This is a genomic window from Lapidilactobacillus achengensis (assembly GCF_003946655.1).
Taxonomy (GTDB): domain Bacteria; phylum Bacillota; class Bacilli; order Lactobacillales; family Lactobacillaceae; genus Lapidilactobacillus; species Lapidilactobacillus achengensis.
Genome location: NZ_RHOV01000050.1, coordinates 1 through 1,051, shown reverse-complemented (window position 1 = coordinate 1,051; position 1,051 = coordinate 1). Strand labels below are relative to the sequence as shown.

Here is a 1,051-nt window from a genome sequence, read left to right as displayed (position 1 = left end):
TGTGAAGCCCCACTCAAGATGAGATTTCCCATAACGTAAGTTAGTAAGACCCCTCAGAGAATATGAGGTAGATAGGCTGGGTGTAGAAGTACGGCGACGTATGGAGCTGACCAGTACTAATCGGTCGAGGACTTGACCAAAGGTCAAAAAGAGTTGCAAAATGGTTAAAGCAGTGACATAGGATCCAGTTTTGAGAGAGCGAAAGTTCTTTCAAAGTAAAGAGTGTGGTGGCGATAGCAAGAAGGATACACCTGTTCCCTTGCCGAACACAGAAGTTAAGCTTTTTAGCGCCGAAAGTAGTTGGTGGGAGACTGCCTGCGAGGATAGGGCGTTGCCACGCTAAATGGAGGTTTAGCTCAGCTGGGAGAGCGTCTGCCTTACAAGCAGAGGGTCACAGGTTCGAGCCCTGTAACCTCCATTGAGTCGTTAGCTCAGTTGGTAGAGCATCTGACTTTTAATCAGAGGGTCGACAGTTCGAGCCTGTCACGACTCATCGTTGGCCCCAACCACGCGGGTGTGGCGGAATTGGCAGACGCGCTAGATTTAGGTTCTAGTGTCCAATGGACGTATGGGTTCAAGTCCCTTCACCCGTATTAAGCGGAGCGCCAACGGCGCGAGAAAAGAGGAAAACCAAGATGCCGACTTAGCTCAGTTGGTAGAGCATCTGATTTGTAATCAGAGGGTCGGGCGTTCAAATCGTCTAGTCGGCATAATGCGGAAGTAGTTCAGTGGTAGAACATCACCTTGCCATGGTGGGGGTCGCGGGTTCGAATCCCGTCTTCCGCTTTCATTATAAGACGCCGGGGTGGCGGAACTGGCAGACGCACAGGACTTAAAATCCTGCGGAGAGTGATCTCCGTATCGGTTCGATTCCGATTCTCGGCATTATGATGAAATGCACCCATAGCGCAACTGGATAGAGTGTCTGACTACGAATCAGAAGGTTGTAGGTTCGACTCCTACTGGGTGCATAGTTCGGGAAGTAGCTCAGCTTGGTAGAGCACCTGGTTTGGGACCAGGGGGTCGCAGGTTCGAATCCTGTCTTCCCGAT

Annotated in this window: 8 tRNA genes and 2 rRNA genes; all 10 read left to right on the top strand. The window is 50.9% G+C overall.

Annotated elements, in window-relative coordinates:
• Nucleotides 1–140, top strand: a 23S ribosomal RNA gene (locus tag EKM94_RS12235); the annotation flags it as partial.
• A gap of 83 nt (nucleotides 141–223) precedes the next feature.
• Nucleotides 224–340 (top strand): 5S ribosomal RNA (rrf, locus tag EKM94_RS12230).
• Nucleotides 341–345: 5 nt separating this feature from the next.
• Nucleotides 346–418: transfer RNA gene (locus tag EKM94_RS12225), tRNA-Val, on the top strand.
• A 2-nt stretch (nucleotides 419–420) separates the two neighbouring features.
• Nucleotides 421–493: transfer RNA gene (locus tag EKM94_RS12220), tRNA-Lys, on the top strand.
• A 17-nt stretch (nucleotides 494–510) separates the two neighbouring features.
• A tRNA-Leu gene (locus tag EKM94_RS12215) sits at nucleotides 511–593 on the top strand.
• 44 nt (nucleotides 594–637) lie between these two features.
• Nucleotides 638–710 (top strand) — tRNA-Thr (locus EKM94_RS12210).
• 4 nt (nucleotides 711–714) lie between these two features.
• A tRNA-Gly gene (locus EKM94_RS12205) sits at nucleotides 715–786 on the top strand.
• 13 nt (nucleotides 787–799) lie between these two features.
• Nucleotides 800–885 (top strand) — tRNA-Leu (locus tag EKM94_RS12200).
• 12 nt (nucleotides 886–897) lie between these two features.
• A tRNA-Arg gene (locus tag EKM94_RS12195) sits at nucleotides 898–971 on the top strand.
• Between the two features lie 5 nt (nucleotides 972–976).
• Nucleotides 977–1,050 (top strand) — tRNA-Pro (locus tag EKM94_RS12190).
• The last annotated feature ends 1 nt before the right edge of the window (nucleotide 1,051 follow it).